This is a genomic window from Thioalkalivibrio denitrificans, from assembly GCF_002000365.1.
Lineage (GTDB): Bacteria > Pseudomonadota > Gammaproteobacteria > Ectothiorhodospirales > Ectothiorhodospiraceae > Thioalkalivibrio_A > Thioalkalivibrio_A denitrificans.
The window spans coordinates 20,402-27,225 of sequence record NZ_MVBK01000020.1 but is presented as its reverse complement, the minus strand read 5'-3'; the positions used below and the strand labels follow the sequence as shown (position 1 = coordinate 27,225).

The 6,824-nt window shown below is 65.9% G+C and carries 4 protein-coding genes; all 4 read left to right on the top strand.

Features of this window, described 5'->3' with window-relative positions:
• The first annotated feature begins 33 nt into the window (after positions 1–33).
• Positions 34–1,518 carry a TIGR03013 family XrtA/PEP-CTERM system glycosyltransferase gene (locus tag B1C78_RS03685; RefSeq protein WP_077277796.1) on the top strand — a complete coding sequence of 495 codons (1,485 nt, stop codon included), beginning with the start codon at positions 34–36 and terminating at the stop codon, positions 1,516–1,518.
• A gap of 158 nt (positions 1,519–1,676) precedes the next feature.
• Positions 1,677–3,779, top strand: coding sequence for an XrtA/PEP-CTERM system histidine kinase PrsK (gene prsK, locus B1C78_RS03680; RefSeq protein WP_245795292.1), 2,103 nt, complete (start codon positions 1,677–1,679; stop codon positions 3,777–3,779).
• Between the two features lie 185 nt (positions 3,780–3,964).
• A complete protein-coding gene (locus tag B1C78_RS03675; protein ID WP_077277795.1) occupies positions 3,965–5,254 on the top strand; it encodes an AAA family ATPase in 1,290 nt (429 codons plus the stop codon).
• Between the two features lie 194 nt (positions 5,255–5,448).
• The gene (gene prsR, locus B1C78_RS03670) at positions 5,449–6,810 is read left to right on the top strand and encodes a PEP-CTERM-box response regulator transcription factor (RefSeq protein ID WP_077277794.1); all 1,362 of its coding nucleotides are present in this window, start codon (positions 5,449–5,451) and stop codon (positions 6,808–6,810) included.
• The last annotated feature ends 14 nt before the right edge of the window (positions 6,811–6,824 follow it).

Here is a 6,824-nt window from a genome sequence, read left to right as displayed (position 1 = left end):
TGGTGAAATATTGGGGCTAATCGCCAGGGCGGGATGGGCGCGGGCGCCACGGTGAGTGTATTGCCGGTGCCCGGCGCCTCGGCGGTCGAATCGCGCCGGCCCCTGCGCATCCGTCATGGCCACATTCAGGTGCTCGGCCGCGATATGCCCACGTCGCTGATGACCCTGGCCGTGCTGGAAGTCCTGGTCTTTGTGACGGCCTTCATCGTGGCGGCCCATATTGTATTTCCCGGTGGCGCGACGTCCGCGCCGGCCTTCTTCGAGGCCTTCAGCATCAAGGTCATCGCATTCGCGGGGCTCAACATGCTCGCCATGCTGAGCATGGGCCTGTACCGGCGCGGCATGCGGGTGTCCCTCGGCCAGGTGGTGGTGCGCCTGGTGGGTGCCTTCGCCCTGGGCGGCGTCATGCTCGCCGTGCTGTTCTACGTGTTCCCGCACCTGTTCCTTGGCCGGGGCGTGATGCTGGTGGCGGTCAGTCTTGCCTTCGCCGGCGTTCTGACCACGCGATTGGTGGGCGTGCGTCTGCTGCACCTGGATGCGTTCAAGCGCCGGGTACTGGTATTGGGCTCCGGTTCGACCGCGTCCCTCTTCAGCCGCCTGCGGCGGCGCAGCGACCGGGTGGGTTTTGATCTCACCGGCTTTGTTCCCCAGAAGAACGAAACCCCGCAGGTCGATCCCGAGCGCATCGTGGAGCCGGCGGGTTCGCTTGCACAGTACGCCTGCGACCGGCACATCGACGACGTGGTGATTGCCCTGGATGACCCCCGGGGCGGCTTCCCGGTGGATGAACTCATGGCCTGCAAGATGGCCGGCGTGCACGTGCTGGACGTGTCGGACTTCTTCGAGCGGGAAGGCGGTTTTCTCAAGCTCGATATCCTGCGCCCCAGCACCATGATCTTCTCGCGCGGATTCCGCCAGAGTATCTACAGCGACTACCTCAAGCGCATCATGGATCTGGCCACCGGTGTGGGCATGCTGGCGGTCGTGTGGCCCATCATGCTGCTGACGGCGCTGGGCATCCTGATCGAAAGCCGGGGCCGCGGCTCCATCCTCTTCCGCCAGACCCGTGTGGGTCAGAATGGCCGGCCCTTCACGCTCTACAAGTTCCGCAGCATGATCGAGGACGCCGAAGCGGACGGTGTCGCCCGCTGGGCCGAAAAGAAGGATCCTCGCGTGACCCGTTTCGGCAGCTTCATGCGCACCACGCGCCTGGACGAACTGCCGCAGCTTTTTAACGTCCTGCGCGGCGACATGAGCTTTGTCGGCCCGCGGCCGGAGCGTCCGGAGTTCGTGGAGCAACTGGCGTCGCGGCTGCCGTATTACCATCACCGTCACTGGGTCAAGCCCGGGCTCACCGGCTGGGCCCAGATCAACTACCCCTACGGAGCATCGGAGAAGGACGCCTTCGAGAAGCTCCAGTACGATCTCTACTACGTCAAGAACCAGTCCATTTCCCTGGATCTGCTCACCATCATCCAGACGGTGGAAGTGGTCCTTTGGGGGCGGGGCTCGCGGTAGCGTTCCGCGCCTCGCGCGCCCCAGGGGCGTCGCCGCCGCACCGATGCAGCGACCGATGGACACGGTCATTCACACCCCCGCACACACCGCCGCTTCTCGCCTTGTGCAAAGCGGCATAAGATGTTGTCGGGGGGATCAGCCGACAGCGGGCACTCGAGTTGATAGAGCCGACCAGTCTGACCATCGGAGCAGTGGGCTATGGTATCGCCCTGGCGGCGTTTCTGGCCCTCACGTTCGTGCTGGCCATCGGCTGGCAGGGCCGGGTTCAGGGCGCGTTGCTGGTGGTGGCGGCCGTGGTGTCCATGCTCTGGGCCGGCGTCATGGCCTGGGGCACGGTGGCCGGGGCCCAGTGGCCCCGCACCCTGCTGTTCACGGATCTCGTGCGGGACGCCGCGTGGATCGCCTTTCTGTGGACGATTCTCTGGCTCGGCCATGCGCGCGCGGGCTCGGTGCGTCTCGGGGTTCTGCGCATCCTGGCCGTGCTCCTGGTCCTCGGTGTTTTGGCCCAGGGCCTGCTGCTCGCGGGGCTGCCCATCGAGGCGAGTGTGCAATGGGTGCTGGCCACCAAGGTGCTGCTCATCATCGGCGCCCTGGTTCTGGTGGAGCATGTGTATCGGACCACCACGCCGGACCAGCGCTGGGCCATCAAGTACCTGTGCCTGGGCGTGGGCGCGCTGTACCTGTACGACTTCCTGCTCTTTTCCGATGCGCTGCTGTTCCTGGGCGTCAGCCCGACCCTGTGGGACGCCCGCGGCTATATCAATGCCCTGGTGGTCCCGCTGATCGCGGTCTCCGCGGCGCGCAATCCCCAGTGGTCCCTGGACGTCTACGTCTCGCGCGGCGTGGTCCTGCACGGCACCACGTTCCTGGTGGCGGGTGTTTATCTCCTGGTCATGGCCGCAGCAGGATTCTACGTGCGCCGTTTCGGCGGCGAGTGGGGCGCGGTGCTGCAGACCGTGCTGCTGTTCGGCGCTGCCCTGCTGCTCGTGGCATTGCTGGTCTCCGGGCAGCTGCGCGCGCGGCTCAAGGTCTTCCTGAGCAAACATTTCTTCAATTACCGCTACGACTACCGCGAGGAGTGGCTGCGTTTCATCCACACGCTGGCGCGCTCCGGCGAGCCGCTGCCCGAGCGCGTCATCCGCGCCATCGCTGCCATCGTGGAAAGCCCCGGCGGACAGATCTGGCTGCGCGAGGGGCGCCAGTTCACGGCCCGCGACAGGCTCAACTGGCCCGAGCACGAACGGCCGGGAGAGCCCCGGGACGGGGAGCTGGCCTCATACCTGCATCGCACCGGCTGGGTGATCGACATGGACGAGTATCGCGGCGATGCCGATCACTACGGCGCGCTGTCCCTGCCGGCGTGGATCGTGGAAGAGACGCGCCTGTGGCTGATCGTGCCGCTGTTGCACGAGGACGACCTGCTGGGTTTCGTACTCCTGGACCACTCGCGTGCCGGGCACAGCATCAACTGGGAGGACCGGGATCTGCTCAAGACCGCCGGGCGCCAGGCTGCCAGCCACCTGGCCCAGATGCAGGCCCTGGAGGCCCTGGCCGAGGCGCGCCAGTTCGAGGCCTTCAACCGCCTGTCGGCCTACGTCATCCACGACTTGAAGAACCTGATCGCCCAGCTGTCGCTGGTGGTCAGCAACGCGCGCCGTCATGGTGACAAACCGGAGTTTCTGCGTGACGCCATCGCCACCGTGGAGAATGCGGTGGAGCGCATGAACCGGCTCATGCAGCAGCTGCGCGCCGGTGAGTTCACGCCGAAGCTGGAAGACGTGGATCTGGCCGATCTGGCCCGCAGGGCCGTCTCGGAGCGCGAGGGGAACCGCCCCGTGCCGGTGCTTGAGGTGGAGGGCAATGCCTTCCCGGTGCGCGCCGTGAGCGATCGGCTATTGGCTGTCATCCGGCATCTCGTGCAGAACGCCCAGGAGGCCACCCCGCCGGAAGGCCACGTGGCGGTGCGCGTTTGGCGCAAGGACGACGAGGTTCACCTGACGGTGGCCGATACCGGCAGCGGCATGGACCGGGATTTCGTGCGCCATCGCCTGTTCCGGCCCTTCGATACCACCAAGGGCCTCACCGGCATGGGCATCGGCGCCTATGAGAGCCGCGAACTGGTCCGATCGTTGGGTGGTGACGTGGAGGTGACCAGCAGCCCCGGCAGGGGGACCACCTTTCACGTCTACCTGCCTCTGCGAAACGGTGCAGCGGCCGTTGCACCGCAACGGCCAGGAAGCGTGGGAGGCGGCGTTGCCTAGCCCGGCCAGGTTTGCTCCACGGTGTGTCGTGTGCGCGGACGGCTCCGTCGCTATTGGCGTCGATGCTTGCAGCGCACAAGGGACACCTGCGAATATGACCATTGAACCCCGCCTGACACAGGGAACGCGTCGGCGCGTTGCCTTACCGTCCGGCGTCTGACCAACCATCAAGCGGCACACTCACCATGTACCTGGACTTCTTCAAGCTCGACAAGCCGCCCTTCCAGCTGGCGCCGGATTCCAGTTTCCTTTACATGAGCAAGCCCCATGCCCGGGCGCTTGCCTACATGAAATACACCGTGCTCAACCGCGACGGCTTCGCCGTGGTCACCGGCGAGATCGGTTCCGGCAAGACCATCGTGCTGGAGCGTCTGCTGGATTCCCTTGACGACTCGGTGATCGTCGCGCGCATCCACCAGACCCAGCTCTCGGAATTGGAACTGCTGCAGCACCTGGCCACGGTGCTGGGCGTCAAGTCGCCCCAGGGCAACAAGGTGGAGCTTCTGGACAAGCTCAATCGCTACCTGGCGGATCAGGGCAAGCGGCGCAGAAGCGTGCTTCTGGTGGTGGACGAGTCCCAGAACCTGAGCATTTCGGCGCTGGAGGAGATCCGCATGCTCGCCGATGGCGAGTCCGGTCAGGCCAAGGTGCTAAGCGTGATCCTCGTGGGTCAGCCGGAACTGGCGGATCGGCTGGCGGACCCCCGGCTGGAGCAGCTGGAACAGCGCATCCGGCTGAGGTTTCACCTGCGCGCCCTGGCCGCCGCCGAGACGGGTGAGTACATCCGCCACCGGATGGAGATTGCCGGGTGGCGAGGCGACGATCTCTTCTCCGAGGAGGTCATCGAGCACATTCACCGCTACACGGGTGGCGTGCCGCGGCTCATCAACGTCCTGTGCGATACGGTGCTTCTGGCCGCGTTCATCGAGGAGACCCGCACCGTGACCACCGCGCTTGTGGACTCGGCCATTGAGGAGCTGCAATGGAAACCCTTCGAGGAGCGCCGTCTCATGGGCGGCATGGTCCGGGAGGATGCGCCCCAGCGTGAACCCGCCATCACGGGAAACCGGGCCGCCGCGCTGCCGAGGCTCGTGGTCAGCCTCAAGGGCATGGTGATCTCCTCGCATCCGGTCACGGAGCCCATGGAGACCATCGGGCGCACCACCGCCAATCGCGTCCAGCTGGCGCACATGTCCGTGAGCCGCAGTCACGCGGCCGTACTCAACGTGGACAACCAGTACTACCTGGTGGACCTGAAGAGCCTCAACGGCATCAGCGTGAACGGCGAGCGGGTGGAGCGCCATGTGCTGCGCGACGGTGACCGGATCTCGGTCGGGTGCTATCAGATCAGTTTCCAGATGCCTGGTGGACCGACGTCCGCCCGCGAAAGCAGCACCCAGGAAGACACGCTGACCGCGGACAAGACATTCTCCGGCCGCGAGCAGCGCGCGCGCGTGAGTGGTACGGCGGGGTAGTCGAGCCGCTCATGAACCACGAAAAACACGAAGAACTGATGCAGATTGATCATGTACCGCGTTTCCCCGCCCCGGAAGCCCGATGCGTCCATGTAGGTCGGCCTTCAGGCCGACGCCTGAGCTTCAGATCAATGGCAAGAAAGTGTTTCCTGCCCCCGTCGGGGCCAAAGCATCCACCCAGGGGGAGTGGATAGATGACATCGGATGGACAACGTCCAGTTCTGTTGATTGTGGAGGATGATCCGGGGCTGCTGGGGCAGCTGCGCTGGTGCTTCGACGATTTCGAGGTGATCACCGCGACCACCCGCGACGAGGCCATTGCCCAGTTGCGCCGGGAAGAGCCTGCGGTGGTCACGCTGGACCTGGGCCTGCCGCCGGACCCGGGCGGCGCCACCGAGGGGCTTGCCACCCTGGAGCAGATCCTGTCGCTTGCCCCCCAGACCAAGGTCATCGTGGTCACCGGCAACAACGACCGCGAGAACGCCGTGCGCGCCGTGGGCCTCGGCGCCTACGACTTCTACCAGAAGCCGGTGGACGCGGATCTGCTCAACCTCATCGTCAAGCGGGCCCACCGCCTGTACGAACTGGAGCGGGAGAACCGCCGCCTGCAGCAGGGGCAGGGCGCCTCGCCGCTGCCGGGCCTGATCGCCGCCAGCCCCGAGATGCTCAAGGTCTGCCGCATGGTGGAGAAGGTGGCCCCCACCGATGTGACCACCCTGCTGCTGGGCGAGAGCGGCACCGGCAAGGAGGTGGTGGCCCGGGGGATTCACGAACTGAGCAACCGCCGCGATTTCCGTTTCGTGGCTATCAACTGTGCCGCCATCCCCGAGAACCTGCTGGAGTCCGAGCTGTTCGGTTACGAGAAGGGCGCCTTCACCGGCGCCGCCAAGCAGACCCGGGGCAAGATCGAATACGCCGACGGCGGCACCCTGTTCCTGGACGAGGTGGGCGACCTGCCCATGGCCCTGCAGGCCAAGCTGCTGCGTTTCCTCCAGGAGCGGGTCATCGAGCGCGTGGGCGGCCGTGAGGAGATCCCGGTGGACGTGCGCGTGATCTGCGCCACCCACCAGGACCTGCAGTCCCTGATCGCCGAGAACGCCTTCCGCGAGGACCTGTTCTACCGCATCAGCGAGATGACCATCACCATCCCGCCCCTGCGCGAACGCAGCGGCGACGCCCACCTGCTCGCGCGAGTGTTCCTCGAGCGTTTCGCCAAGGAGCAGGGGCGGCCGGTCAAGGGGTTCTCACCCGAAGCGCTCAATGCCATCGAGGCCCACACCTGGCCGGGCAACGTGCGCGAGCTGGAGAACCGCGTCAAGCGCGCGGTGATCATGGCTGACGGCGGTCAGGTCAGCGGCGAGGACATGGAACTCTCCTCCGAGGGCTATGATCCATTAATGTTGAACCTGCGCCAGGTGCGCGACGACGCCGAAGGCAAGGCCCTGCGCCGCACCCTGCAGATCGTGGATGGCAACATCTCGAAGGCGGCGGAGTTGCTGGGGGTGAGCCGCCCGACGTTGTATGACCTGCTGAAGAAGCATGGGCTTAACAGATGAGGACGGAGGCCCTA